21 protein-coding genes, 1 tRNA gene and 1 pseudogene are annotated in these 26,562 nt (G+C 71.6%); 17 read left to right on the plus strand and 6 right to left on the minus strand.

What is annotated here, in order from left to right; all coding sequences use genetic code 11:
* Window positions 1-18: 18 nt before the first annotated feature.
* A complete protein-coding gene (locus HMPREF0063_RS14020) occupies window positions 19-1,719 on the minus strand; it encodes a tetratricopeptide repeat protein (protein WP_007079357.1) in 1,701 nt (566 codons plus the stop codon).
* Between the two features lie 207 nt (window positions 1,720-1,926).
* On the opposite strand from HMPREF0063_RS14020, the gene HMPREF0063_RS14025 reads away from it, so the two are divergent.
* From HMPREF0063_RS14025 to HMPREF0063_RS17140, 8 genes and pseudogenes are all read left to right on the plus strand, one after another.
* Window positions 1,927-3,846, plus strand: a complete 1,920-nt coding sequence (locus tag HMPREF0063_RS14025; protein WP_050760969.1) for an S-layer homology domain-containing protein — start codon at window positions 1,927-1,929, stop codon at window positions 3,844-3,846.
* A gap of 52 nt (window positions 3,847-3,898) precedes the next feature.
* The gene (locus tag HMPREF0063_RS14030) at window positions 3,899-5,041 is read left to right on the plus strand and encodes a polysaccharide pyruvyl transferase family protein (protein ID WP_007079359.1); all 1,143 of its coding nucleotides are present in this window, start codon (window positions 3,899-3,901) and stop codon (window positions 5,039-5,041) included.
* 69 nt (window positions 5,042-5,110) lie between these two features.
* A complete protein-coding gene (locus HMPREF0063_RS14035; RefSeq protein ID WP_007079360.1) occupies window positions 5,111-6,937 on the plus strand; it encodes a glycosyltransferase in 1,827 nt (608 codons plus the stop codon).
* Window positions 6,938-7,047: 110 nt separating this feature from the next.
* Window positions 7,048-8,139: an S-layer homology domain-containing protein gene (locus HMPREF0063_RS15955; protein WP_007079361.1), complete on the plus strand. Its 1,092-nt coding sequence runs from the start codon at window positions 7,048-7,050 to the stop codon at window positions 8,137-8,139.
* 71 nt (window positions 8,140-8,210) lie between these two features.
* Window positions 8,211-9,296: an S-layer homology domain-containing protein gene (locus tag HMPREF0063_RS15960; protein WP_007079362.1), complete on the plus strand. Its 1,086-nt coding sequence runs from the start codon at window positions 8,211-8,213 to the stop codon at window positions 9,294-9,296.
* Window positions 9,297-9,415: 119 nt separating this feature from the next.
* Window positions 9,416-10,486, plus strand: a complete 1,071-nt coding sequence (locus HMPREF0063_RS15965; protein WP_050760970.1) for an S-layer homology domain-containing protein — start codon at window positions 9,416-9,418, stop codon at window positions 10,484-10,486.
* Between the two features lie 118 nt (window positions 10,487-10,604).
* A complete protein-coding gene (locus tag HMPREF0063_RS15970) occupies window positions 10,605-11,663 on the plus strand; it encodes an S-layer homology domain-containing protein (RefSeq protein WP_007079364.1) in 1,059 nt (352 codons plus the stop codon).
* A 39-nt stretch (window positions 11,664-11,702) separates the two neighbouring features.
* A pseudogene (locus tag HMPREF0063_RS17140) lies at window positions 11,703-11,816 on the plus strand (haloacid dehalogenase); the annotation flags it as partial.
* A 67-nt stretch (window positions 11,817-11,883) separates the two neighbouring features.
* On the opposite strand, the gene HMPREF0063_RS15975 reads toward HMPREF0063_RS17140, so the two are convergent.
* Window positions 11,884-13,581, minus strand: a complete 1,698-nt coding sequence (locus HMPREF0063_RS15975; RefSeq protein WP_007079365.1) for an S-layer homology domain-containing protein — start codon at window positions 13,579-13,581, stop codon at window positions 11,884-11,886.
* Window positions 13,582-13,699: 118 nt separating this feature from the next.
* Between HMPREF0063_RS15975 and HMPREF0063_RS14065 the strand changes: the two genes are divergently transcribed.
* From HMPREF0063_RS14065 to HMPREF0063_RS14075, 3 genes are read left to right on the plus strand one after another with little or no spacing between them, the layout of a single operon-like run.
* Window positions 13,700-14,413: a beta-phosphoglucomutase family hydrolase gene (locus HMPREF0063_RS14065; protein WP_007079366.1), complete on the plus strand. Its 714-nt coding sequence runs from the start codon at window positions 13,700-13,702 to the stop codon at window positions 14,411-14,413.
* Entirely contained in the window at window positions 14,410-16,905 is a 2,496-nt protein-coding gene (locus tag HMPREF0063_RS14070) for a glycoside hydrolase family 65 protein (RefSeq protein ID WP_007079367.1), read from the plus strand. Before HMPREF0063_RS14065 ends, HMPREF0063_RS14070 begins: the two co-directional genes overlap by 4 nt.
* A gap of 16 nt (window positions 16,906-16,921) precedes the next feature.
* On the plus strand, window positions 16,922-17,932 hold the full coding sequence (locus HMPREF0063_RS14075; RefSeq protein ID WP_007079368.1) for an adenosine deaminase: 1,011 nt from the start codon (window positions 16,922-16,924) through the stop codon (window positions 17,930-17,932).
* 187 nt (window positions 17,933-18,119) lie between these two features.
* On the opposite strand, the gene HMPREF0063_RS14080 is transcribed toward HMPREF0063_RS14075, so the two are convergent.
* Complete coding sequence (locus HMPREF0063_RS14080; RefSeq protein ID WP_007079369.1) at window positions 18,120-19,727, minus strand: bifunctional phosphatase PAP2/diacylglycerol kinase family protein; 1,608 nt, start codon at window positions 19,725-19,727, stop codon at window positions 18,120-18,122.
* 85 nt (window positions 19,728-19,812) lie between these two features.
* Between HMPREF0063_RS14080 and serS the strand changes: the two genes are divergently transcribed.
* Together serS and HMPREF0063_RS14090 are read left to right on the plus strand one after the other, a co-directional pair.
* Window positions 19,813-21,093, plus strand: coding sequence for a serine--tRNA ligase (gene serS / locus HMPREF0063_RS14085; protein ID WP_007079370.1), 1,281 nt, complete (start codon window positions 19,813-19,815; stop codon window positions 21,091-21,093).
* Window positions 21,090-21,887, plus strand: a complete 798-nt coding sequence (locus tag HMPREF0063_RS14090) for an HAD family hydrolase (protein ID WP_007079371.1) — start codon at window positions 21,090-21,092, stop codon at window positions 21,885-21,887. Before serS ends, HMPREF0063_RS14090 begins: the two co-directional genes overlap by 4 nt.
* Window positions 21,888-21,899: 12 nt before the next feature.
* Here HMPREF0063_RS14090 and HMPREF0063_RS14095 read toward each other — a convergent pair whose 3' ends face one another.
* From HMPREF0063_RS14095 to HMPREF0063_RS14105, 3 genes are read right to left on the minus strand one after another with little or no spacing between them, the layout of a single operon-like run.
* Window positions 21,900-22,460, minus strand: coding sequence for a WhiB family transcriptional regulator (locus HMPREF0063_RS14095; RefSeq protein WP_050760971.1), 561 nt, complete (start codon window positions 22,458-22,460; stop codon window positions 21,900-21,902).
* Window positions 22,461-22,518: 58 nt separating this feature from the next.
* Window positions 22,519-23,019, minus strand: coding sequence for a bacterial proteasome activator family protein (locus tag HMPREF0063_RS14100; RefSeq protein WP_007079373.1), 501 nt, complete (start codon window positions 23,017-23,019; stop codon window positions 22,519-22,521).
* Window positions 23,020-23,039: 20 nt separating this feature from the next.
* Window positions 23,040-24,023, minus strand: a complete 984-nt coding sequence (locus HMPREF0063_RS14105) for an NAD(P)H-quinone oxidoreductase (RefSeq protein WP_007079374.1) — start codon at window positions 24,021-24,023, stop codon at window positions 23,040-23,042.
* A 79-nt stretch (window positions 24,024-24,102) separates the two neighbouring features.
* Here HMPREF0063_RS14105 and HMPREF0063_RS14110 point away from each other — a divergent pair, with 79 nt between their 5' ends.
* The 4 genes from HMPREF0063_RS14110 (at window position 24,103) to HMPREF0063_RS16380 (ending at window position 26,514) form a co-directional block, all read left to right on the plus strand.
* A complete protein-coding gene (locus HMPREF0063_RS14110; RefSeq protein WP_007079375.1) occupies window positions 24,103-24,888 on the plus strand; it encodes a carbon-nitrogen hydrolase family protein in 786 nt (261 codons plus the stop codon).
* On the plus strand, window positions 24,885-25,940 hold the full coding sequence (locus HMPREF0063_RS14115) for a hypothetical protein (protein WP_007079376.1): 1,056 nt from the start codon (window positions 24,885-24,887) through the stop codon (window positions 25,938-25,940). Before HMPREF0063_RS14110 ends, HMPREF0063_RS14115 begins: the two co-directional genes overlap by 4 nt.
* A gap of 48 nt (window positions 25,941-25,988) precedes the next feature.
* Window positions 25,989-26,078, plus strand: a tRNA-Ser gene (locus HMPREF0063_RS14120).
* A 16-nt stretch (window positions 26,079-26,094) separates the two neighbouring features.
* Window positions 26,095-26,514 carry a hypothetical protein gene (locus HMPREF0063_RS16380; protein ID WP_169309995.1) on the plus strand — a complete coding sequence of 140 codons (420 nt, stop codon included), beginning with the start codon at window positions 26,095-26,097 and terminating at the stop codon, window positions 26,512-26,514.
* The last annotated feature ends 48 nt before the right edge of the window (window positions 26,515-26,562 follow it).

The raw sequence follows: 26,562 nt of genomic DNA on the forward strand, positions 1-26,562 counted from the left end.
GGCCGGTCCGCCGGGGGCTCAGTCGCCCGGCGGACCGGCGAGCCGCTGCTCGATCTGCTCGAGCAGGTCGGCCGCCGTCGGATCCTCGGGGTCCAGCTCGACGGCGCGCTCCAGGTCGTCCACGGCTCCGGCCCCGTCCTGCAGACCGAAGCGAGCCAGGGCGCGCTGGACGTGTGCCTGCGGATCGGTGGGCGCCAGCGCGACGACGCCGTCGAGGACCTGAAGCGCTTCGGCGAGCTCGCCGCGACGCAGCAGGGCCACCGCGAGGGCGAGGCCGGCGGTCGAGCTGTCGGGGGTGAGCTCCAGGCTGCGTGCCGCCCACCTGACGGTCGGGTCGACGGCCGACTCGTCCCCGCCCGAGGTCGCACCGGCGAGGGCCTGGGCCGCGATCAGTGGCAGGTCGACGTCCCACGGCCGCCAGCCGGCCGCGATCTCGAACGACCGGTCGGCGGCGGCCCCGCGACCTGCCGCAGCGGCGTCGACACCGTCGCGGATCACGACCTCACCCACGCAGGCCGCGAGCAGCACGACGGCAGCAGTACCGGCTGCCACGGACGTCGCCAGCGGCAACGGCGAGCGGGACTCCCTGGCGGCTGCGGCGATCAGGCCGCCGGCGAGGAAGGCCGCCCACGGGGTGGTGCCGGCGATCGTGAAGTGGGTGCTCAGCACGAGTCCGTAGCCGACCGTCGCGGCGAACAGACCCAGCACCAGGGGGTCGTCGGGTCGACGCCGCACACCGCGCCACCCGAGGGCGGCGATGAGGCCGGCCAGCGCGACGGCCAACAGCACCAGGAGCAGACCTCCGGCCGACCAGGCCTGCAGCAACCACAGGTGGGGCGAGTCCGGAGGAGCTGCGACGCCGACCCGCTCCACCCAATCGTCGTCGTGGTAGCGAGGGATGGCATCGACGAACCCGCTGGGTCCGACGCCGAGCCACGGGTGGTCGAGGCCCAGCTCGAGCGACTCGGTCCACAGCACCGACCGCCCGGTCACGGTGTGGAAGCCGAGGAGCCTCTCGCGGGCCTGCGGCAGGATCGCCACCACGGCGACCAAGCCACCCAGGACGAGCAGCAGCGGCCGGCGGCCGCCTCGCACTCCGGCCGCCAGGTGCACGACCACCACCACGGCCGCCGCACCGATGACGGCCCGCGACCCGGCGAGGCCGATCGTCAGCACCGATGCGACCAGCCCGGCCACGTGCAGCGCCTGCCGGTCGGTCAGGGCCGGTCGCAGCAGCACGGCCATCGCGATCATCGCGACGATGCCCTGGTCGGTGGCGTTGCCGAGCAGGGCACCCGGCCGGGTCGCGTCCGTCCCGCCCAGGGGCGAGGCGCCAAGGGCGTCGAGCACCGAGAACGCCGCGAGCACCAGGGCTCCCACCGCGGTGGCCCGCAGCAGCGTGGTCGCGGTGGCCGGGTGGCGCTCGCCGCCGAGCAGGCGAGCCCCGAGCCATGCCGACGCGACGTAGAGGCCGAGGACGACCACGCCCTCGTAGCGGGGCCATCGGCCCAGCAGCGCAGCAGCCGGCGAGACCGAGGCGAGCGCCGCGACGAGCAGGACGAGTGAGCCGGCGCCGACCACACCGACGACCGCTGCCGGCAGCCGGCCCGTGGCGCGCGCCCGGGCGCCGACGGCGATCGCGACCGACACCACCAGCAGCGGCGCGACGACGAAGCGTGCGAACCCGCCGGGGACGAGGGCCAGGGGGGCCAGGGCCATGAGCCATACCGCGGCCGTCGCGGAGCGGTCGCTCGCCGATGGGGCACCGGTTGCCGTCACAGTGGTCGCGGGCACAGTGCAGTTTTGCAGACGCTCCGCACGCTCGACGGCTTCGTCCCGTGACCGTCTACGCACTTCTGCGTATTGACTGCGGATGCAGGCCGAAACGCCCTCCAGAGGTGGCACCGTGCTGCCACGCTGTGGCGCGTGAAGATCTTCTCGAATGGTCCTGTGTCGGTCGTGGTGGGTGCGTTGCTCGCCCTGGGTCTGCTCGCTCCGGCCAGTGCGGCGCTGGAGTTCAGCGACGTCCCGCCGAGCCTCACGTTCGCCGACGAGATCGCCTGGTTGGCGTCGACCGGGGTGACCAACGGCTACGACGACGGCACCTTCCGTCCCTCGGCGCCGGTGCTGCGGGAGCAGATGGCGGCGTTCCTCTACCGGTACGAGGCGTACCGGACCGGCGCCGAGCCCGTGGTCGACCTGCCGCCGTCCTCGCCGTTCACCGACGTGCCCACCACCCACGTGTTCTACGAGCAGATGGTGTGGCTGGGCCAGCAGGAGATCACCACGGGCTACGACAACGGCAACGGCACGAAGCGGTTCGAGCCGTCGGCGCCGGTGCTGCGGGAGCAGATGGCGGCGTTCCTCTACCGCTTCGAGTTCGGTTCCGACGCCGACGGTCCGGAGTTCGAGGAGGAGCCGACCTTCACCGACGTCGCGCCGGCGTTCGTGTTCTTCGACCAGATCGAGTGGTTGGCGTCGACCGGGGTGACCACGGGGTTCGACGAGCCGGGCGGGAGCAAGACGTTCCGTGGTGCGCAGCCGGTGCTGCGCGAGCAGATGGCGGCGTTCCTGTTCCGCTACGACGACCTGCCGATCGAGCCCGACGAGGCGACCGCCCGGGTGTCGGTGACCTCCGACGGCACCCAGGGCGACGAGCGGTCGGAGAACCCTGCCGTCTCGGCCGACGGCCGGTACGTCGTGTACGAGTCGCGAGCGACGACCTTGGGGCCGGGCGACACCAGTGAGGACGTGGACATCTACCTGTCGGACCGGGTGAGCGGGTCGACGTCCCGCATCTCTGTCGCCGCGGACGGCACCGAGGCCGACGGATCGTCGCGCCAGCCGGCGATCTCGGCCGACGGACGGTTCGTCGCCTTCAGCTCGTCCGCGTCGAACCTGGTGCCGAACGACACCAACGATCGCGGCGACGTCTTCCTCTGGGACCGATCGACCCGCGAGACCATGCGGGTGTCCGACACCTTCGACGGCAGCCAGCTCGACAACGACGCCTACCAGCCGGCGATCTCCGCCGACGGCCGATTCGTCGCCTTCGGCTCCGACGCGTCGAACCTGGTGCCGGACGACACGAACGGCCAGGCCGACATCTTCGTGTGGGACGCCGAGTCGGGCCTGACCGAGCTGGTCTCGGTCAGCACCGAGGGAGCGCAGTCCGACCTGAGCTCCGAACACCCCGCGATCTCGGCCGACGGACGCCACGTCACGTTCGAGGCGCGCGCGACCAACCTCGTGGAGGGTGACACGAACGCGGCCCTCGACGTGTTCGAGCGTGACCGCCAGACCGACACCACCACGCGAATCTCCGAGGGTTCCGGTGGGGCCGACGGTGACGGCGAGTCAGGTCTCCCGGCGATCTCGGCTGACGGCCGGTACGTGGCGTACGAGTCGCACGCGACGAACCTGGTGGCCGGCGACGCCAACGACTCCAAGGACGTGTTCGTGTGGGACCGGCAGACGGGCACCACCGCGCTGGTGTCGGTGGGCGCCGGCGGCCTGCAGGGCGACGCCGACTCCTCCGCACCGTCGGTCTCCGCCGACGGCCGCTACGTCGCCTTCGACTCTCTCACGTCGAATCTCGTCGCATCGACCGGCGGCGTGCAGGGCGACGTCTTCCTGCGGGACCTGCAGGAAGGGACGATCACCGTCGTGTCGACCAGCGTCTCCGGGCTCCGGGGCAACGGTGCCTCGACCGGTCCGGCCATCTCCGCGGACGGCCGCATCATCGCGTACACGTCGGCTGCCTCGAACCTGGTGTCGGGCGACACCAACATGCGCCGCGACGTGTTCGTGTGGGACCGGGAGGCCCAGCGGGGGGCAAACTCCTGACCCCGTCCGCCGCGCGGTCGTCCGCCCGGGACCCCGACCCTAGGATGACCGTATGCGTGGAGCCGGCCGTTCGAGGCGACGTCGACCGCCCCGACGCCTCTACCTGATCGGTGTCGCCGGCCACCCGAACTTCGGTGACGAGGCGATCACCCGCGGGTGGTTGCGGTGGCTGGCGAAGCGCGAGCCCGACGCCGAGGTCTGGCTCGACGTCCCGAACCCCGGCAACGCGACGGCCCTCCACCACGGGCTGCACCCCGGCCTGCGGTGCGTCGACACCCTGCACCGCCTGGCGTGGGAAGCGCCGGGTGACGACCCGCGTGGGGTCGGCGCCCACGTCACCGAGGTGCTCGACCGCCCGTGGGTCTCGCCGCGCTGGACCGCCGGGGTCGAGGCGTTCCGGTCCGCCGACGTCGTCCACCTGCTCGGCGGCGGGTACGTCAACTCCGGTGCTCGGTGGTCCGCCGGACTGGTCGCGGCCGCGGCGTGGGCGGCCCCACGAGGCGCCCGGACGGGGGGCACCGGCCTCGGCCTCCTCCCCGCCGATGCCGCGCTGCGGGAGGTGTGGGCGGCGGCTGCACCCTCGTTCGACGTGCTCGCGGTCCGTGACCACGCATCCGTGGCCGTCACGGGAGGCGTGGCCGAGCAGTCGCCCGACGACATCTTCCTCGGCGGCGTCGGCCAGCACACCCGGCGTGACGGCGACCGGCTCCCGCGGGTGATGGTGCTGGCCCAGCGCGACACCCACGACCGGTTCGACGACGTCGTCGCCACCGTGCGGGCGACCCTCGACGGCTGGCAGGTGGACCCGGCGGACGTCGGGTTCGCCGAGTGCAACCCGCCGGTCGACTTCGGCATCGTCGAGGCCCTGCGCGGGCAGTACCCGGACGCCCCGTTCTACGCCTTTCCCGAGGTGCTGCGTGAGGGCCTGCCGGCTGCGGCCCACCAGACGTGGATCACCACGCGGTACCACCCGCACCTCATCGCGGCGTCCGCCGGCGCCGCCGGCGCGGCGATCAGCGTGAGCGAGGACTACTACGGGGTGAAGCACGAGGCCGTCGTGGCGGCAGGGTCCGGCTGGACCGTCGCAGCACCCGGGGGGCAGGCGGTGCAGCCCGGCCCGGCGGGCGAGCTGGTGACCCGCGCCGTCACCCACACCCGTGCCCTCGAGGCCTTGGCGCAGCGGCTGTACCGCTGACCCACGGCCCCCACCTGCGGTAGATTCTGCCCCGCACGGACGACGTCCCCGTCCCGACGAGAGGCAGGCGTGAGCCCGGTCCACCCCCCGCGAGACGACGCCGGCACCCTCGTCCAGCGCGTCCTGCTCGGCCCGGTCCACGCCGTTCCGCAGGGCCTGTACGCGACGGCCGCCACCGGCCACGCCGCGTTCACCCGGACCTCCGCCGCTCTGCAACCCTGGACCCGCGTCACCACCCGCACGTACTTCGGTCGGGTCCAGGCGGCCTACCTGCAGCGCTGGACGAGCGTCACCCACGTCGACGTGAGCCTGAGCGTCACGGGTGCCGGCGAGGTCCGCGTGCACGCCGACGACTTCCTGCCGGGCAGCCGGGTGGTCGCCTCGGAGACCGTCGACGTGCACACGCCCATCCGGGTGGTGATGCGGGTGGCGCTGGACGCGTTCCTCGACGCCGGCCACCTGTGGCTGGAGGCCGAGACCACCACGGGGGTGCTGCACGTCGACGACGTGCGGGTCAGCGGCATCGAGGCCGCCCCGCCCGTGCCGACCGTCGTGGCCATCTGCACCCACAACCGGCCCGACGACTGCATCCGCACCCTCGACACCCTGGCGGCCGACGGCGAGGTCGTCCGACTCCTCGAGCAGGTCGTGGTGGTCGACCAGGGTGACCGCCGGGTCGCGGACCACCCGGGGTTCGCCGCGACGGCCCAACGGCTCGGCGACCGGCTGCGCGTCGTCGAGCAGCGCAACCTGGGTGGGTCGGGAGGATTCACCCGCGGGATCGTCGAGGCCACCGGAGCGTGGCCGGACGCCCAGGTGATCCTCATGGACGACGACATCCGGCTCGAGACCGAGACGGTGCTGCGGCTGGCCGCGTTCGGGCGGCATCGCGCTGCTCCGCTGATCGTGGGTGGGCAGATGCTCAACCTGCACCACCCGTCCCGGCTGCACAGCCATGCCGAACGGTCGGACCTGTCGGTCCTGGAGGCCGGTTTCCCGGCGGATCCCCTCGCCCATCACGTCGACGTGCTCGAGCAGCTGCCGTACCGGCGGGCCGACGCCGAGTACACGGCCTGGTGGGCCTGCCTGGTCCCGGCCGAGGTCTTCGACCGGGTGGGGCTGCCGCTGCCGCTGTTCTTCCAGTTCGACGACATCGAGTTCGGCATCCGCGCCCGTGAGCAGGGCATCCCGACGGTCACCCTGCCGGGCGCGGCGGTGTGGCACGCCGACTTCGACCTGAAGGAGTGGGACGACTGGCCGTTCTTCTTCCGGCGTCGCAACGCGCTGATCACCGCGGCCCTGCACTCCGGCGCCGTGCCCGGTGCGGTCGTGCCCGAGCTGGAGCGACACTTCCGCAACTGGCTGGTCGAGTACCGCTACGGGCTGACGGCCACGATCATCGAGGCGATCGACCAGTTCCTCGCCGGACCGTCGATCCTCGACGACGGAGGCGTGGATGCGCTCGCCCGGGTGCGGGAGATCCGCGCCCGGCACGACGACACCCGCCTGCTCACGGCCGCGGAGGTCGCCGAGGCCGGTCTGGCCCGCTCGGTGCTGCGGTTCGAGGGTGACGAGCCCGAGGACGCGCGCCGGGCCGGCATCCGGCGCTTCCGCGACCAGCTGCGAGGGCGCGTGATGCCCGAGGTCACGCTGCCGGCGACCGCCCCGTGGTGGCACGCCAGCCCGTACTACACGGTGGTCACCACCGACCGGGCGCAGACGTCGTTCCGGGTCCGCCGACTCTCGCGCCGCACCACGGTGCAGCTGGCCCGCGAGTCGCGCCGCGCGCTCCGCCGGTTGCGCCGTCACGGTGCCGAGGCGGCGGAGCAGTGGCGCGCCGCCGCACCCCAGCTCACCAGCCGCGAGACCTGGGACCGGCTGCTCGACCTCGACTGAGTCGTAGCGGGCCGGCTACGTCATTCGACCCATCTTCGGCAGAAGTCGGGACAACGGGAAGCGACGTGCCCTACTTTCGGTGCTCCACCGTCCTGCCGTCGAGGAGTCCCGTGAAGCGCAACCGCACCCGTACCCGCCGCCTCTCCGTCGCAGCGGTCGCGGCGGCGCTCGTCGTCACCGGCTGGGTCGCCGCGCCGGTCCAGGCCGAGGTGAACGACACCGGCGCGGTCAGCGGCACGGTCTTCGGGCGAGCCATCGGTTCGACCGCCGAGACCGTCCCCGGTGTCCCGGTCACCGTGCTGCAGCTCGACGAGGACTCCGGCACCTTCGAGCCGGTGCCGGGCGCCACGGACGTGACCGACGGCGACGGCGACTACCTGATCGACGGGCTGCCGGAGGGGGACTACCGCCTGTGCTTCGGTTCCCCGGGGCAGATCGTCGCATCCCGGTGGATCTCGTCCTGCTACCGCAACGCCTACAGCGTCGACCAGGCCAGGGACATCGAGGTCGGGCCCGGTGAGGTCAACAGCCTCCAACTGAGTGAGTCCCTGCTGCCCGCGTTCACCGACGTGGCCCTGCCGCTGTCGGTCGAGCAGGAGTCGCTGGACGGGAGGGCGGCCGTCGGCGGGCACCCGTTCTGGTCCGAGATCACCGACCTGGCGCTGTTCGGTGTCACCACGGGCTACGACGAGGCCGATGGCAGCAGGACGTTCCGCCCGGGTCAGCCGGTGCTGCGTGAGCAGATGGCGGCCTTCCTGTACCGCACCGAGAAGCTCGAGACCGGCATGGAGCCCGAGGTCGACCTGCCCGAGGTGTCGCCGTTCACCGACGTGCCGACGACGCACGTGTTCTACCGCGAGATCGTGTGGCTCGCCGACCGCCGCATCACCACGGGGTACTTCGACGGCACGTTCCGCCCGGGTCAGCCGGTGCTGCGCGAGCAGATGGCTGCCTTCCTCTACCGGTTCGACGGCTCGGAGTTCGAGGACGGCGACGGCGCCGACGACGTGGGCCCGGAGTTCACCGACGTGAACAGCGCGAACAACGTGTTCTTCGACGAGATCGAGTGGATGGCCCTGGAGGGCATCACCACCGGCTACGACGAGGGCAACGGCACGCGGACCTTCCGACCGGCCCAGCCGGTGCTGCGCGAGCAGATGGCCGCGTTCCTCATCCGCTTCGCCGAGCCGCTGATCAACTGACCCACGAACCACCCGGTCCACCGAACGGTGCCGTCCACGTCGGCGCCAGCCCCCCGAACCAGGAGAACACCGTGCTGACCACGCTCCACCGACGGGCATCCGTCACCTTCGCAGCGCTCATCGTCTCCGCAGGACTGGTGGTCGCCGGTTCTCCTGCCCAGGCCGTCGACGACTCCACCGGGTGGATCAGCGGCCGGGTCACCGACACGAACCTCACGGGCGAGGGCGACCCGATCGTGGGTGTCCCGGTCGTCGCGTACCAGTTCGACGACTCGACCGACACCTTCGAGCCGGTGCCGGGCTCGGCCACCGTGACGGTGGCAAACGGCGAGTACCTGATCGAGGAGCTCGACCCCGGTACCTACCGGATCTGCTTCGGCGCCCCCCGCCAGATCACCGCCCTCAAGTACGTGTCGCAGTGCTACCAGCAGGACTACCTGGTCGAGGACGCGCAGAACGTCGTGGTCGAGGCCGGTGAGGTCACCGAGGGGATCGACGACTCGCTGCTCCCGGCGTTCACCGACGTGGCTCTGCCCGACGGGGTGGTCGAGGGGGAGCCGGTCGGCGGGCACCCGTTCTGGCTCGAGATCACCTTCATGGGGCTCTACGGCATCACCACCGGGTACGACGAGGTCGACGGCAGCAAGACCTTCCGTCCGGGTCAGCCGGTGCTGCGCGAGCAGATGGCAGCGTTCCTGTACCGGCTGGAGAAGCTGTACGGCGACGGGTCGGAGCCGGAGGTCGACATCCCGGCCTCGTCGCCGTTCACCGACGTCGCGCCCACCGACGTGTTCTACCGCGAGATCCTGTGGCTGGAGCAGAGCGGCATCACCACCGGCTACGACGAGCCCGGCGGCACGCGCACGTTCCGGCCGTCGCAGCCGGTGCTGCGCGAGCAGATGGCGGCGTTCCTGTACCGGTTCGACCGCAGCGAGTTCGTCGACGACGACGGACCGGAGTTCACCGACGTGACCGCGCAGAACAACGTGTTCTTCGACGAGATCGAGTGGATGGAGTTCGAGGAGATCACCACCGGCTACGACGAGGGCAACGGGACTCGGACCTATCGGCCGGCCGAGCCGGTGCTCCGGGAGCAGATGGCCGCGTTCATCATCCGCTACACCGAGCTCGACCAGGGCGGGGGCGACCAGGGCTGAGGCGACGGGGCGACCGGGCCGGTCTACGCAGTTCGACCCATCTTCGGCGAAACCCGGGCGGGGCCGGGCCGTTCGGCCCTACCTTGATGCTCGTCAGCCCTGCGATCCGAGGAGTCCCCGTGACCCGATCCACCGTCTTCCGCCGCCGCCTCGCGGCCTCCACCCTCGCCGTCGCGCTGGCGGGAGGCGTGCTCGTCGCCGGCACCCCGGCGCAGGCCGACGACCCGTCCAGCGGCATCTCCGGCGAGGTGACTGAGCTGTCGTTCGTCGCCCCGGGCGGGCCGGTCGCCGGCGTCCCGGTGTCGGTGTTCGCGCCGGTCGGCGAGAGCTTCGTCCAGGTGTCCGGAGCCGTCGACGTGACCGACGAGAACGGTGCGTACGAGATCACGGGCCTGGGCGCGGGCACCTACCGGGTCTGCTTCGGCGTGACCGGCCAGATCGTCGCGCTGAAGTACGTGTCCCAGTGCTTCCGGAACGGTTACGGCGTCGAGCTCGGCGACGACGTCGAGGTGCACGGCGGGGTGACGTCGGACATCGACGCCGCCCTGGTCCCGGCCTTCACCGACGTGGCGCTCCCCGAGGCTGCCAGCGAGTTGGAGCCGGTCGGCGGGCACCCGTTCTGGCTCGAGATCACCACGCTGGCCGTCTTCGGCATCACCACCGGGTACGACGAGGCCGACGGCTCCCTGACCTTCCGGCCCTCGCAGCCGGTGCTTCGTGAGCAGATGGCCGCGTTCCTGTACCGGATGGCGAGGATCGACAACGAGGGACTCGAGCCCGAGGTCGACATCCCGGCGGAGTCGCCGTTCACCGACGTCGCACCCACCCACGTGTTCTACCGCGAGATCCTGTGGCTGGAGCAGAGCGGCATCACCACGGGCTACGACGAGCCCGGCGGCACGCGCACCTTCCGGCCGGCGCAGCCGGTGCTGCGCGAGCAGATGGCCGCGTTCCTGTACCGGTACGACGGCACCGACTTCGTCGACGAGGACGGGCCGGAGTTCATCGACGTGACCGCGCAGAACAACGTCTTCTTCGACGAGATCGAGTGGATGGAGCTCGAGGAGATCACCACCGGCTACGACGAGGGCAACGGCACCCGCACCTACCGGCCCTCGCAGCCGGTGCTGCGCGAGCAGATGGCCGCCTTCATCTTCCGCTTCCAGAACCTCGAGGGCGACGAGATGTAGGTCGCCCCGCGCGCCGGCCGGTCTACGTAGTTCTACCCATCTTCGACCGACCGGCCCTCGCAGGCACGGACGCGGACCTAGCGTGGTCCGCGTCCGTGCCCCACACCGAGGAGTCCCCGTGATCCGATCCGTCGTCCGTCGTCGCACCAGTGCGGCGGCCCTCGCCGTCGCCCTGACCGGCGGCCTGCTCGCCGCGGGCCCCGCGGCGCACGCCGCCGTCGAGGAGACGGGGGCCGTGTCCGGCCGGGTGACCGAGCTGTCGTTCCTCGACGGTGGAGACACGATCTCCGGCGTGACGGCGACGGCCTACCGGTTCAGCAAGGACATGGAGGAGCCCGTGGCCGTCCCGGGCGCCACCGACATCACCGACTCCGACGGCCAGTACACGATCGACGGCCTCGAGCCCGGCGTCTACACGGTGTGCATCGGCACACCCGGACAGCTCGTCGGACTGGTCCACGTGGCGCTGTGCCACGAGGAGGCGCTGTTCATCGTGGACGCCGAGGCGGTCGAGGTCCTCGAGGGCGAGACCACGACTGACGTCGACGTGCTGCTGCCTCCCGGGTTCACCGACGTGGCGCTCCCCACCGGCCGTGACGGCAAGGACCTGGTCGGCGGGCACCCGTTCTGGCTCGAGATCACCAACCTGGCCCTCTACGGGGTCACCACCGGCTACGACGAGGCCGACGGCAGCAAGACCTTCCGGCCGTCCCAGCCCGTGCTGCGCGAGCAGATGGCCGCGTTCCTGTACCGGCTCGAGACGTTCATCGAGGGCGACGAACCGGAGGTCGACGTGCCGGAGGTGTCGCCGTTCAGCGACGTCGCGCCGACCCACGTGTTCTACCGCGAGATCCTGTGGCTGGAGCAGCGCGGCATCACCCGGGGCTACTTCGACGGCACCTTCCGGCCGTCGCAGCCGGTGCTGCGCGAGCAGATGGCGGCGTTCATCTACCGGTTCGACGGCAGCGAGTTCGTCGACGAGGACGGGCCGGAGTTCACCGACGTCACCGACCAGAACAACGTCTTCTTCGACGAGATCGAGTGGATGGAGGACGAGGCCATCACCACCGGCTACGACGAGGGCAACGGCACCCGCACCTTCAGGCCTTCCCAGCCGGTGCTGCGCGAGCAGATGGCGGCCTTCCTGACGCGATACGCCAGCCCGAACATCCGGTAGGCCGCGATGTTCTCGGCCTTCCTGACCGGGCGGGGGATCGACGAGCCCTACACCGATGCCGACTACTTCACCTACGTCGACGGCAAGCCGCGGTACGACGGAGTCCGGTCGTTCCTCGCCTCGCGCGGCATCACGCTGCCCAAGGGATCGCCCGACGGCACCCGGCCTTCGCGGCCGGTGGTGCACCGGACAGAACGACCGGTGAGGCCTGACCGTGGTCTCAGGGTCGGTCCCAGACGAACAGCGTGTAGCCGCTCCCCCGGGGCAGGAACATCGGCAGCAGGTTGCGGGCCGCGCTGCTGAACACGACGGTCGAGCCGTCGGCTGACATGTCGACCTGGATGCTCCAGTCGACGTCAGGGGGAGCGCCACCCATCCCGGTCGCCACGATGCTGACCGTCCGGGCGACGAGGTCGATGTCGAGGGGCACGTATCCGTCGATTCCCGCCTCGTCCGCGACGCGTCCCGATCCGGCCGCACGCGTGCCGTCCGCCGAGAAGTCGGTGACGTACAGGTCGGTCACCGCCTCGGCCCCGTCCCAGGTGGCCACGTCGTCGACCTCGCCGGTGGTCAGGTCGAGGATGGCTGGTCCCGTCGAGCAGGCTGTGGCGTCGGAGGAGACGGCGAAGGAGCACCGGTGTTCACCGGGGACGACCGAGAGGCCCTCCGATCCTCGGATCCAGAGGTGCCGTCCGTCGAGGACGACCACACCGGCGTCGTGCGATACAGCGGTGGGTCGGACTCCGTAGAACGCGCTCGGGACGATCGGAAGCCGGAAGGTCTCCCCGGTGGTCACGTCGACGGAGAGGGTCTCGTCGAAGGAGTTCCCGGACGGTCGCTCCGCTTGTGACCGGATGAGGACGGTGGTCCCGTCTCCGGACAGGTAGACATTCTCCGCTCGGCTCCGTGGTTCGGCCTGCCCCGGCCCGCGACCGATGATCCGGACGGTGCGTGTGCTCCGCTCCCACACAAAGGCATCGACCCGACTGTTCGTGTCGCCGACGACGAGGTTCGATGCAGCGGATGTCCACGCCACGATGCCGCCATCGTCGGAGATGACTGGTGTGGTGCCGAAGTTGTGGTCCGGACCCACCCCGTTCACCCCCGGGTTGAGCAGGTCGAGGGTTCCCTCCTGACGGTCGAGAAGGTAGATGTTGCGGCCGTCGAGCGCATCGTCGGTGAAGCGCAGGTAGGACTCGAACACAATGAACCGACCATCTCCGGAGGTGGCTCCAGAGCCAGCTACCATCTCGGCGGCCACCCAACCGAGTGGGCCGAGGTCGATCTCGTCGAGACGGTAGAGGAAGGCCGCCATCTGTTCACGGAGCACCGGCGCCGACGGGCGGAACGAGACGCGTCCGCCTGCCTCGCGATACCCGGTGGTGATGCCCGTCGAGGCCAACCAACAGATCTCGGTGCGGAACGGGTGATTGGCCGGAAGATCGATGAAGGAGCAGTCTTGGACATCGTCGGGCTCGCCGGCGTAGCGGTAGAGGAAGGCCGCCATCTGCTCACGCAGGACGGGCTGGGAACCGCGGAACTCGACCCCGCCCGCGACCGCGTACCCCGTGGTGATGGAGGTGCTTGCCAGCCACGCGATCTCGTCGGCGAACACGTGGGCCGAGGGGACGTCGCGAAACACTTGCTCACCATCGCCGACGAAGTCCTCGTCGGCGTAGCGGTAGAGGAAGGCCGCCATCTGTTCGCGCAGCACCGGCGCGGACGGATCGAACCGCCAGGTGTCGTCACCATTGTCGTAGCCGGTACTGATGCCGGTGCCGCCCAACCACGCGATCTCCTCGGCGAAGACGTGGGAGTCGGGGACGTCCGTGAAGCCGGTGTCGGCCTCGGCGGCCGGGACCACGAGGACGCCGGTGGCGAGGGCGATGCTCGCGACAGCGGTGAGGCGGCGCTTCATGGATCCCCTTCGAGTCAGGCTGGATGACGGTACTACTCAGGGGGTTCTCACCGCAGCGGATTCGAAGCCTCGTGCCCTCGTTCACCCGGCCGATACACCGGCGAACTACCCTCGTGGGGTGGACTGGAACCGGTACGACGCAGCTCTGTTCGACCTCGACGGTGTCGTCACGCCCACGGCGGAGGTGCACATGCACGCGTGGGCCGCGATGTTCTCGGCGTTCCTGACCGGGCGCGGGATCGTCGAGCCCTACACCGACGCCGACTACTTCACCTACGTCGACGGCAAGCCGCGGTACGACGGGGTCCGGTCGTTCCTCGCCTCGCGAGGGATCACCCTGCCCGACGGTTCGCCCGACGACGACCCGTCGGCCGAGACGGTCGCCGGCCTCGGCAACCGCAAGAACGACGTGTTCGCCCAGGTGCTGGAGACCGACGGTGTGGTCGCGTATCCCGGCTCGGTCGCGTTGATCGACGCCCTGGTCGCCCGCGGCACGCAGTTGGCCGTGGTGTCGAGCTCGCGCAACGCCCCCGCCGTGCTGGCGGCGGCCGGGCTGGCCGACCGGTTCCCCTTCGTCATGCACGGCGGTCTGGCCGAGGAGCGCGGCCTGCCGGGCAAGCCCGCTCCCGACACCTTCCTGGCCGCGGCCGCCGAGCTGGGGGTGGCGGCCGATCGCGCGGCGGTGCTCGAGGACGCCGTCTCGGGCGTGCAGGCCGGGGCCGCCGGATCGTTCGGGTTGGTCATCGGTGTCGACCGGGGGGTCGGCGCCGAGGCACTGACGGACGCCGGGGCCGACGTCGTGGTCACCGACCTGGCGGAGCTCCTGCCGTGACCGCCACCGAGCAGCGCGACACGACCGCCACCGACTCCACCGACCCGCTGGACCGCACCCGGTTCCCCGTCGACGAGTGGGCCCTGGTCGAGCTGCGCCCCAGCTCCGACGACCTGGGAGTCACCGAGACGCTGTTCGCCGTCGGCAACGGCTACCTGGGTCTGCGCGGCAACGTCGAGGAGGGCCGCGACTCCCACACCCACGGCACCTTCGTCAACGGCTTCCACGAGACCTGGCCCATCCACCACGCCGAGGAGGCCTACGGGTTCGCCCGCGTGGGGCAGACCATGGTCAACGCGCCCGACGCGAAGGTCATCCGGCTGTACGTCGACGACGAGCCATTGCTGCTGCCGATCGCCGACCTGATCGACTACCGCCGGTCGATCGACTTCCGCGAGGGGGTCCTGCGGCGCGAGGTGCTGTGGCGCACGCCGGCCGGCAAGCGGGTGCGGATCCGCTCCAGCCGGATGGTGTCGTTCCACCAGCGACACCTCGTCGTGCTGACCTTCGAGGTCACGATGCTCGACGACCATGCACCGGTGGCGATCAGCTCGCAGATCCTCAACCGCCAGGACGGCGAGGACGAGTACCACGTGCGCGACAAGGCGATGGGGGACGGTTTCGACCCTCGCCGGGCCGAGCAGCTCAACCGGCGGGTGCTGGTCCCCCGCCACAGCATGGGGGACGCCGCCAGCGGTCGCGTCGCCCTCGGGTACCAGGCGGCCGACAGCGGCATGACCTTGGCGGTCACCGCCGACCACGTGCTCGAGACGGCGAACTCCTTCACCGAGCGGGTCCAGGTCGAGGACGACCTCGCCAAGCTGACCTACCGGGTCGACGCCGAGCCCGGCCAACCCATCACGCTCACCAAGACGGTGGCGTACCACACCTCCCGCGGGGTGCCGGTCCGCGAGCTCGTCGACCGGTGCCGTCGCACCCTCGACCGGGTGCACGCCGAGGGCCTGGAGCAGCAGTACGAGGACCAGCGCGCGTGGTTGGACGACTTCTGGGCCCGGTCCGACGTCGAGATCGAGGGCCACCCGGAGGTCCAGCAGGCGACTCGGTGGAACCTCTTCCAGATCGCCCAGGCCACGGCACGGGCGGAGGGCAACGGGTTCCCCGCCAAGGGGGTCACCGGCTCGGGCTACAGCGGCCACTACTTCTGGGACAGCGAGATCTACGTGCTGCCCTTCCTCACCTACACCGCTCCTGCCGTGGCCCGCTCCGCCCTGCGGTTCCGCTACACGCTGCTGGAGTCGGCCCGCCGCCGGGCCACGGAGCTGGCGCAGAGCGGCGCGCTGTTCGCGTGGCGCACCATCAACGGCGAGGAGGCGTCGGCCTACTACGCCGCCGGGACGGCGCAGTACCACATCGACGCCGACATCTCGTACGCGCTGAGCCAGTACGTGCGGGCCACCGGCGACGTCGACTTCCTCTCCCGCGAGGGCATCGACGTCCTGGTCGAGACCGCCCGCATGTGGGCCGACCTGGGCTTCTGGCGCACCGACGAGGGCGGCACCTTCCACATCCACGGCGTCACCGGACCGGACGAGTACACGACGGTCGTCAACGACAACCTGTTCACCAACGTCATGGCGCGGGCCAACCTCCGCCGGGCGGCCGAGTCGGTCCGCCAGCTCGCCGAGCGCGACGGGGTCGAGTACGACCGGGTGGTCCGGCGGTTGCGCCTCGGCGCCGACGAGGTGGCCGAGTGGGAACGGGCCGCCGACGGCATGGCGATCCCGTTCGACGAGCACCTCGGGGTGCACCCGCAGGACCTGCACTTCCTCGAGCGGGAGGTCTGGGACCTGCAGAACACACCGCTGGACAAGCGGCCCCTGCTGCTGCACTACCACCCGTTGGTGATCTACCGGTTCCAGGTGCTCAAGCAGGCCGACGTCGTGCTGGCGCTGTTCCTGCAGGGCGACATGTTCACGCCCGAGCAGAAGCGGGCCGACTTCGAGTACTACGACCCGATCACCACGGGCGACTCGACGCTCTCGGCCGTCGTGCAGTCGATCATCGCCGCCGAGGTCGGGTACGCCGACCTGGCGTACCGGTACTTCTCGTCGGCGCTGTTCGTCGACCTCGCCGACCGGCACCACAACACCACCGACGGGGTGCACGTGGCCTCGACCGGTGGCGTGTGGAGCGCGCTGGTCAACGGGTTCGGCGGGTTCCGCGACCACGGGGGCGAGTTCTCCATCGACCCCCGCCTGCCGGAGTCGTGGACGTCGCTCACCTACCGGATCACCCTGGCCGGCACGCGGGTGCGCGTGACGGTGACCCCCGACGCGGTGCAGCTGCAGGTCGAGGTCGGTGAGCGCGCCGAGCTGGTCGTGCGGGGTGAACCCGTCCTGGTGTCCGCCGGCGAGCCGGTCGACGTGGCGCTGGACGGGCAGGGTCCGCGCCTCGAGGGTGTGCCGGAGCCGGTGGCGGGTCGCCGCCGCTCCGACGGCACGGTCATCACCGCCATCGTCCCCGGAACCTGACTGGCAGACTGGCGCGATGGTCGATCCCGCCTTCATCGCCGCCCTGCCCAAGGCCGAGCTGCACGTGCACCACGTGGGCTCCGCGTCGCCGCGCATCGTGTCCGAGCTGGCCGAACGCCACGCCGGCGAGACCCCCGTGCCGGCCGATCCGGCCCGGCTGGCCGAGTACTACCGGTTCACCGACTTCGGACACTTCATCGAGGTGTACCTGTCGGTCGTCGACCTGCTGCGCACGCCCGAGGACCTCTGGACGCTGACCCACGAGGTCGCCCGTGAGCTCTCCGCCCAGCAGGTCCGGTACGCCGAGCTGACCCTCACCCCGTACACGTCGATCGTGCGCGGCATCGCCGCCGAGGCGTACTGCGAGGCCGTCGAGGACGCCCGGCTGCGCGCCGAGGCCGACTTCGGCATCGAGCTGCGGTGGTGCTTCGACATCCCCGGCGAGTCGGGGGTCCCCGCCGCCGACGTCACGCTCGACACCGCGCTGCGGCTCCAGCCGGCCGGCCTCGTCAGCTTCGGGCTCGGCGGCCCCGAGATCGGGGTGCCCCGGCCGCAGTTCGCCCCGCACTTCGACGCCGCCCGTGCGGCCGGCCTGCGCAGCGTCCCGCACGCGGGCGAGTCCACCGGCGCCGAGACGGTGTGGGACGCCGTCCGGCACCTCGGCGCCGAGCGGATCGGCCACGGGATCGCCGCGGCCGACGACCCGGCCCTGATGGCCCACCTCGTCGAGCACGGCATCAGCCTCGAGGTCTGCCCGACCTCGAACGTCTGCACCCGCTCGGTCGAGTCCATGGCCGACCACCCGCTGCCCGCGCTGGTCGAGGCCGGGGTGACCGTGACGATCAACTCCGACGACCCGCCCATGTTCGCCACCACGCTGAACGAGGAGTACGCCGTGGCGGCCGACCTGCTGGGCCTCGACGCCGCGGGCGTCGCCGAGCTCGCCCGCACCGCGGTCCGCGAGTCCTTCGCGCCGGACGACACGAAGGCGCGGATCCTCGCCGAGATCGACACCCACGCGGGCTGACCGGTCGCCCGTCTCGGCGGTAGGTGGGCAACCGATCAGGCCAGCTGAAGGGTTGCTCACCCACCGCCGACGTCGGGGAAGGGTTGCTCACCCACCGCCGACGTCGGGGAAGGGTTGCTCACCCACCGCCGACGTCGGGGAAGGGTTGCTCACCTACCGCCGCGGGCGGGGAAGGGGACCGGCGTGGTCAGTTCCCGCTGATGGGGACGGCCGGCACCCGCACGAGCAGCACACCGGGGCGCACCTCGGCGGTGATCTCCAGCCCGTCGCCCACGGGATCACCGTCGAGCTGCATGGGGGTGTCCGACCCGGCCTTGATGTGCACCTTGGAGCCGGTGAGCCGGTCGAGCCGGTCGTTGGTGCGCTTCTGGCGGGTGACGACCCGCCAGACGATCGGGATCCACCCGAGGAACCGGCGCGGGGCGAGCACCACGACGTCGAGCATCCCGTCGTCGATGCGGGCGGCCGGCAGCAGCGGGATGCCGCCCTGCAGGAACCCGACGTTGCCGATCACCACGGTGCGGGCACGGAACTTGCGCACCTCGCCGTCGTCGACACTGATCTCGACCTTCATGCCGGGGTAGCGCAGCGCCTTGACCCCCGACACGAAGTACGCCAGCCACCCGACCCGGCTCTTCAGGTTGTCGTCGACCCCCGTCATGATCATCGCGTCCATGCCGAGCCCCGCCATCACCAGGAACGACGTCTGCACGCCGGAGTCGGTGGTGAACCGGGCCAGGTCGATCGCCTTGTCCTGGCCGCCGAACGCCACGTCCAGCGCGTCGCGCGCGTTGAGCGGGATGCCGAGGTTGCGGGCCAGCAGGTTGCCGGTGCCGTGGGGGATGATGCCGATCGCGACCCCGGTGCGCGCGGCCTCCTCGCACACCGCTCGCACGGTGCCGTCACCTCCGGCGGCGACGATCAGGTCAGCCCCGGCCTCCAGGGCCGCGCGCGCCTGACCGTGTCCCGGGTCCTCGACCGTGGTCTCGAACCACGCGGGCTCCGGCCACCCGTGCAGCGTGGCAGCCACCCGCACGCGCGCCTTGAACTCGTCGACGTCACCGACCTTGGCCGGGTTGAGCACCACCGCGGCCCGGCGCTGTCCGGTACCGGTCAGCGTGGCCAGCGCCGACGGCACCCGGCTCTCGTCGATCGCGATCAGCAGCCACAGCCCGAGCGCCACGAAGGACCCGAACGCGAGGCCCGCCACGACGTCGGACACGTGGTGCACGCCGAGCAGCACCCGGCTGGCCGCGACGAACAGACCGACGACCACCCACAGGGTGATCAGCAGGCGACGACGCAGCCCGCGGCCCGTGAGGATGATGGTCAGCAGGATCAGGGACGTGAACAGCAGGCCGGCGCCGGCCGCGTGGCCGGACGGGAAGGCGAGGCCACCGATCGTGGTCAGGGGCTCGTCCCACTCGGGGCGGGGCCGGTCGAACGCCTCCTTGAGCAGGTGGTTGCCGGGGACGACGACGGCCACCCCGGCCACCAGCCACCCGGCGATGCGCCGCTCCGAGCTGAGCCAGGCGATGCCCGCCATCACCACGACGACCACCATGAGGCCCGGGTAGCCGAACACCGCGGCCGCCAGGTCCGCGGCAGCGCGCACGACCGACGACGACGAGGCCAGGTCGAAGGCCCGGGCGCCGAGGTCGTCGTCGACCTCGCCGAACCCGTCGCCGAGCGCGACGGTCAGCGCGATGGCCACGAACACGACGGCCTGGGCCGCGAGCACGGCGGTCAGCACGCCGGTGCGGCTCGGCACGGCACGACGCAGGTCGATGGACACAGATTCCCTCCCCGGCCGCCGGAGGACGGCAGCCGCGGGGCACCAGCGTAGTGGAGGCCGTTCGTCCGGCCGATACGCTGGCCGGGTGATCGACCCCCGCCTCGTCCGTGACGACCCCGATGCCGTCCGGGAGGCGCTGCGACGACGCGGGGAGTCGAGCGACGTGGTCGACGCCCTCATCGCCGCAGACGCCGACCGGCGTGGCTCCATCGCAGCCTTCGAGGCCGTCCGCTCCGAGCAGAAGCAGATCGGCAAGCAGGTCGCCCGCGCCACCGGCGACGAGAAGACCGCCCTGCTGGCCCGCACCAAGGAGCTCAGCGCGCGGGTCAAGGAGGCCGACGCCGAGCAGGGTGCCGCCGTCACCCGCTTCGACGACCTGCTGCGGAGCCTGCCCAACCTGGTCGCCCCCGAGGCCCCCGAGGGCGGCGAGGACGACTTCGTGGTGCTCGACGTGGTCGGCACCCCGCGCGACTTCGAGGCGGAGGGGTTCACCCCCCGCGACCACCTCGAGCTGGGCGAGCTGCTCGGCGCCATCGACGTCGAGCGCGGCGCCAAGGTGTCGGGCTCCCGCTTCTACTACCTCACCGGCGTCGGTGCGCGACTCGAGATCGCGCTCGTCCAGCTGGCCATGGATGCGGCGATGCGATGGGGATTCATCCCGATGATCCCGCCCGCGCTGGTGAAGCCGCGCGCCATGGAGGGCACCGGCTTCCTCGGCCAGGCCGCCGACGACGTCTACCACCTGGAGAAGGACGACCTGTACCTCGTCGGAACCTCCGAGGTGCCGCTGGCGGCGTACCACTCCGACGAGATCCTCGACCCCACGATCCTCCCGCGCCGCTACGCCGCCTTCAGCCCCTGCTTCCGCCGCGAGGCCGGCTCGCACGGTCGTGACACCCGCGGGATCTTCCGGGTGCACTGGTTCGACAAGGTGGAGATGTTCACCTACACGACCCTCGAGGACTCCTGGGACGAGCACCAGCGACTGCTCGGCTGGGAGCGGGAGTGGCTCGACCTGCTCGAGCTGCCGTACCGCGTCATCGACGTGGCCACGGGCGACCTCGGCGCGTCCGCGGTGCGCAAGTTCGACTGCGAGGCGTGGGTGCCCACCCAGGGCAAGTACCGCGAGGTCAGCTCCACCTCCAACTGCACGGAGTTCCAGGCCCGCCGGCTCGACACCCGCATCCGCACGGAGTCCGGCACGGTCCCGGCTGCGACCCTCAACGGCACGCTCTGCGCGATGACCCGCACCATCGTGGCGCTGCTGGAGAACGGCCAGCAGGCCGACGGCACCGTGCGTCTGCCCGCGGCGCTGCACCCGTGGCTGGGTGAGGTCCTGGTGCCGATCGACGGTCCCGTCCGATGAGCGGGCCCGTGGACGTCTGGCGGCCCCGCCTGGTGGCGCTCGACGTCGACGGCACGATCGTCGACGGCACCAACACGTTGGCCCCTGCGGTCCGTGAGGCCGTCCGGGCCGTCCGTGACGCGGGCATCGAGACCGTCATCTCGACCGGCCGCGCCATTCCCGGGGTCATCGACACGACGGACCAGCTGGGCCTCGAGCACGGCTACGCCGTCGCCAGCAACGGGTCGGTGGTGTTCTCGTACGCGCCGGTCGAGGTCATGCAGGCGGTCACCTTCGACGCCAGCACGGCCGTGCGGGAGGTCCTCGAGCACGTGCCCGACGCGCTGGTCGCGGTCGAGGACCTCGGGCGCGGGTTCCGCCTCAACCGGCCCTTCCCGGAGTCGGAGATCAACGGCTCGATGACGCTGCAGTCGATCGACGAGCTCATCGCCGAACCCGTCACCCGGGTCGTGATCCGGGCGCCCGACCACAGCACCGAGGAGTTCCACGCGATCGTCGCGAAGCTGGGTCTGGCCGACACCAACTACTACATCGGCTACACGTCGTGGCTCGACATCGCTCCGAAGGGCGTCTCGAAGGCCTCCGGCCTGGCCTACCTGTGCGGCCACCTCGGTCTGACGAGCGACGACGTGCTGGCGGTCGGCGACGGCAACAACGACGTCGAGATGCTCGCCTGGGCCGGTCACGGTGTGGCGATGGGTCAGGCGCCTCCCGCCCTGCTCGAGGTGGCCGACGAGGTCACCGGCAGCATCGACGAGGACGGCCTCGCGGCGATCCTGCAGCGCTACCTCTGACCCTCGGCGCCGTCAGGCGACGCGTGAGCTGGAGAGCTCGTCGAACGCGTCCAGCACGGCGTCGATGGTGGGCCGGTCGCTGTGCTCGTCGGGCTCCGACCCGCCGACGAGCACGTCCTCGCGTGCCTTGCGCAGGTGCCGCTTGACGGTGGAGGTCGAGCAGCCGAGCCGCTCGGCGAGCTGCTGGCAGGTGTCCTTGGGGTAGGCGTGCCGCACCGTCAGCACCACCTCGTGGCTGACGGGACCACCGCCGACGCGGCGCGCGCCGTAGGCCGTGTCGTCGGCGTCGTGCACCCGGATGCCGAGGTCGCGCCGGATCGAGCGTCGCTCGGCCTCGGTCGTGCAGGCGACGTAGCCGGCCACGTCGACCTCGACGACCGCGCGGTACAGGCAGTCGACGAACACGGGGCACCCCGCACACTGCCGGTGGGCGGTGGCGCGCTTGGCCTCCACGAGGCGCCGGTCGGCGGCCGTCAGGGCACTGCGGGGCGGAGGCGCCTGCAGGTACTCGTCCAGAAACGTCGTCGGGTCGTCAGCGCACGGTGGCAGCACCGTATCGATCACGATGGTCATGGGCTCCCTCTCCCTCATCGTTCGCAGGCCGATCCCTCAATCGGCCTGTGGGACGACGCTACAGGTACATGCCCCCTTGTGCCCCGTTTTGACCAGACGTAGTCGAATCGTCACCCGTGGTGTCGTTGGACGACGGGAGGGCCAGTCTCATGTTCTGCAGCTGCGACTGGGCCTGGACCTGCTGGGCGTACAGCGCCGCCTGGATGCCGTGGAACAGCCCTTCCAGCCAGCCCACGAGCTGTGCCTGGGCGATCCGGAGCTCACCCTCGGTGGGCGCGTCGGCGTCGAACGGGCTGCTGAGCCGCGACAGCTCCTCGACCAGCTCCGGGGCCAGACCGTCGCGCAGCTCGTCGATCGACTGCTCGTGGATCTGGCGCAGGCGGATCCGACTGGCCTCGTCGAGCGGGGCGGCCTTGACCTCCTCCAGCAGCTGGCGGATCATGCCGCCGATGCGCATGACCTTGGCCGGTTGTTCCACGAGGTCGGACAGGGCGGTCTGCCGGGCCTCGACCTCGACGGGCGTCCCGTCCGGTCCGATCGTCTGGTGCTCGTCCGTCATGCGTTCCAGCCTAGACGCGGTCAGTCGGCGGTGCCGAGGGTGAGCACCACCTTGCCGGTGTGACTGGAGTCCTCGAGGACCTGGTGGGCCTCCTGCACCCGCTCCAGCGGGAACGTGGAGTGCACGACGGGCCGGACGAGACCCTCGGCGACCCACGGCCACACCGCCGTGACGAGCCCGGCGACGATCGACGCCTTCTCGTGCGCCGGCCTGGCCCGCAGCGACGTGGCGGTGACCGAGGCCCGCTTCATCAGCAGCCGGTTGAGGTCGAGCTCGCCCTTGATCCCGCCCTGCAGCCCGATGACCACCAGACGGCCGCCGGTGGCGAGCGCGCGGACGTTCCGCTCGAGGTAGGCCGCGCCCATGATGTCGAGGATGACGTCGGGGCGCAGGTCCGCGCCCTTCAGCTCGTCGAGGAAGTCGGTGGTGCGGTACTCGATCGCCCGTTCGGCCCCGAGATCGCGGCACACCTGCGCCTTCTCCGGACTCCCGACGGTCACGACCACGCGGGCACCGGCCGCGACCGCCATCTGGATCGCGGTCGTGCCGATCCCGCTGGCGCCACCGTGGACCAGCAGGACCTCCCCGGCGGTCAGGCCGGCGGTCTCGAACACGTTGGACCACACGGTGGCCGCGGTCTCCATCAGTCCGCCCGCCGCGACGTCGTCGAGGTCGCCGGGCACGGGCGCGACCTGGCCGAGGGGGACCGCCACGTACTCGGCGTAGCCGCCGCCGGTCAGCAGCGCGGCGACGCGCTGGCCGACGACCGACGGGTCGACGTCCGCGCCGACGCCGACCACCTCGCCGCTGCACTCCAGCCCCAGGACGGGCGTGGCTCCGGCCGGCGGGTCGTAGAACCCCCGCCGCTGCAGCAGGTCGGCCCGGTTGACGCCCGCGGCGGCGACCCGCACGAGCACCTCTCCGGCGGCAGGCTCGGGCTCGGGCAGCTGGGTGATCTCGAGGGTCTCGGGCCCGCCGGGCTGGTTCACGATGACGGCTCTCACCCGACCCACGCTACGGGTGGGCGGGCGGCAGCACGTCGGAACCGCCGTGCCGGTGGTGCGGGGTCGCTAGCGTGGAGCCATGCGTACCGCCGTGATCCAGCTGTCGGCCGGTTCCGACGCGGCCGTCAACCGGGCGGAGGTCCGGGCCCGGTTGCGAGCCGTCGGCACCGACGTCGACCTCGTGGTGCTGCCCGAGGCGACCATGGTGGACTTCGGCCCGACCGACACCGACCTGGCCGCCGTGGCGGAGCCGCTCGACGGCCCGTTCCACGACCTGCTGGCGCAGGAGGCCCGCCGGTCCGGCGCCACGATCGTCGCCGGCACCTTCGAGCGGCGCGAGGCCGACCTGCCCTACAACACCCTCGTCGTGGTGGGACCCGACGGCGGGCTGCGTGCGACGTACCGCAAGATTCACCTCTACGACTCCTTCGGCTACCGCGAGTCCGACCGGCTCAGCCCCGGACCGGTCGAGCCCGTCGTGGTGGACGTCGGCGGCGTCACCGTGGGCCTCATGACCTGCTACGACCTGCGGTTCCCCGAGCTGGCCCGGGCGCTGGTCGACCGCGGGGCCGAGCTGCTGCTCGTGCCTGCCGCCTGGGTCGCCGGCGACGGCAAGGTGCACCACTGGCGCACCCTGCTCGCGGCCCGGGCGATCGAGAACACCGTGCACGTGGTGGCGGCGGCCCAGGGCGGGCCGCGCTACTCGGGGCACTCCTTGGTGGTCGATCCGTGGGGTTCTATCGTGGAGGAGGCGGCCCACACGGCCGATGCGACCCTCGTCGCCGATCTCGACCCCGCAGCCGTGGGTGCCGCCCGCCGCGTGAATCCGTCGTTGGACAACCGAAGGATCCGATCGTCGTCATGACCACCACCCGCGCGCAGGGCCGCCGGCGCCTCGATGCGTCGGTGCCGGCGGAGTACGAGCTGCCGGTCCGCCAGCCGCGCCTCGACTCGCCGGCCACGGCCGTCCTCGTGCGCAACGTCGTCGCGGCCGCGTGGGCGCTCGGCACCCTCGTCTCGGCGCTGGTGATCGTCGACGTCGATCTGCCGGGGTGGATCTTCCGCCCGGCCGCGGCCCTGCTGACGGTGGCGCTGACGGTGGGTCTGACCCATCGTGCGGGCGGCCACCTGCGGATCTGGCCGGCCCTCGCGGGGGTCCTCTGCCTGCTGGCCGTGGCGTTGCAGACCAACGGACTGCTCGTCGCCGCCGCGGCACTGACCGGCGTGGTGGGAGCGGTCTGGGCCGTCATGGTCACCCGGCCCGCGGACGGTCTCGTCGAGATCCTGCGGGAGTTCGTCGTGGCGCTGACGGTGGCGGCATCCGGCGCGGTGGGGGTCGCCGCCTGGAACGCACCCGTCGACGTCGAGACCTTCAGCTTCGTCGTGGTCGCGGCGGCCATCACCCTGGCGATCTCGATGGTGTGGGCCCTCGGGGCCGGCCTGCACGGGCTCGGCCGACTGCACCTGGCGGTGCTGGTGGGCGTCGCGGTGGCCGTGGTGGCGGTGATCGCCTACGGCAGCATCGTGCGGGCCTACGGATCGCCGGGCCTGCTGGCCCTCATCGACGACGTCGTCTACACGATGCGGACCACGATCGGCGGCGTCCCTCGACCCGTCGAGGTGTTCATCGGGTTCCCGGCTCTCGTCGTGGGGGTCTCGATGCGGTCGGTGCGCCGCGAGGGCTGGTGGGTGCTGGTGTTCGCCGTGATCGGCACCGCGGTCGTCACGACCTCGCTGGTGTCGCCCGGCGCCTATCCCACCTACATCACCCTGTCGACGCTGTACTCCGCCGTCCTCGGGCTGGGGCTGGGCCTGGCGGCGCGCCGGGTGCTGGGCTCCCAGAGCGCGATCCGTTCGGCCCGCGCCGTGCAGGAACCCCACCGGGTGGAGCCTCCGCGCCTGTCCGGCCTCAAGTGATGACAGAATCGACAGCGGTGACGTCGTGGGTCCGCCCGGGTCGTCCCAGGAGGGGTGCCGGAGTGGCCGATCGGAACCGCCTTGAAAGCGGTCGCTGGCTCTACAGGTCAGCCGCGGGTTCGAATCCCGCCCCCTCTGCGTGATGAAGCCCTCGGTGTACCGCTTGTCCCGCGGCCCGGCGCTGCTCGGCGCGGGCTCGTTCCTGATCGCCAGTGCGGTGGCGGTGTTCCTGGCGTTCGTGCTGGTGCCGCGTGACGGTGCCGCCGGGTGGATGGGCGTGGTCGCAGGTGTCCTGGCGGTGCTCGCCCTGGCCCAGTCGGCGCGCTTCGCCCTGAGGTCGCCGGTGGTCATGACCTTGACCGACCAGGGCTTCGTCATCGGACGTCCGCGGTGCCGCGGTCGGTGGGAGGACGTCGAGGACGTGGTCCTCGAGGCCGGCCGGCTCGGCCTCACGGGCGAGAACGTGGCCGCCGGTCTCGACCTGCGCCTGATCGAACCCGACCAGGTGCAGCCGCTGGTCCGGGAGGTCTACGACCGGCTCAACACCGCGAACGGCTACACGCGCTTCCGCTGACCCGGTGCGGGACCCCGGCGTCCCGGCCCCGAGGGAGCAGGTGGCGCG

This window comes from Aeromicrobium marinum DSM 15272 (assembly GCF_000160775.2).
Classification (GTDB): Bacteria; Actinomycetota; Actinomycetes; order Propionibacteriales; family Nocardioidaceae; genus Aeromicrobium; species Aeromicrobium marinum.

What these genes read in the sequence shown, in the direction of transcription:
- HMPREF0063_RS14020 (WP_007079357.1), bottom strand. Translation starts at nt 1,719, where the DNA reads ATGGCCCTGGCCCCCCTGGCCCTCGTCCCCGGCGGGTTCGCACGCTTC.
- HMPREF0063_RS14030 (WP_007079359.1), top strand. Translation starts at nt 3,899, where the DNA reads ATGCGTGGAGCCGGCCGTTCGAGGCGACGTCGACCGCCCCGACGCCTC.
- HMPREF0063_RS15975 (WP_007079365.1), bottom strand. Translation starts at nt 13,581, where the DNA reads ATGAAGCGCCGCCTCACCGCTGTCGCGAGCATCGCCCTCGCCACCGGC.
- HMPREF0063_RS14075 (WP_007079368.1), top strand. Translation starts at nt 16,922, where the DNA reads ATGGTCGATCCCGCCTTCATCGCCGCCCTGCCCAAGGCCGAGCTGCAC.
- HMPREF0063_RS14090 (WP_007079371.1), top strand. Translation starts at nt 21,090, where the DNA reads ATGAGCGGGCCCGTGGACGTCTGGCGGCCCCGCCTGGTGGCGCTCGAC.
- HMPREF0063_RS14095 (WP_050760971.1), bottom strand. Translation starts at nt 22,460, where the DNA reads ATGACCATCGTGATCGATACGGTGCTGCCACCGTGCGCTGACGACCCG.
- HMPREF0063_RS14100 (WP_007079373.1), bottom strand. Translation starts at nt 23,019, where the DNA reads ATGACGGACGAGCACCAGACGATCGGACCGGACGGGACGCCCGTCGAG.
- HMPREF0063_RS14110 (WP_007079375.1), top strand. Translation starts at nt 24,103, where the DNA reads ATGCGTACCGCCGTGATCCAGCTGTCGGCCGGTTCCGACGCGGCCGTC.
- HMPREF0063_RS14115 (WP_007079376.1), top strand. Translation starts at nt 24,885, where the DNA reads ATGACCACCACCCGCGCGCAGGGCCGCCGGCGCCTCGATGCGTCGGTG.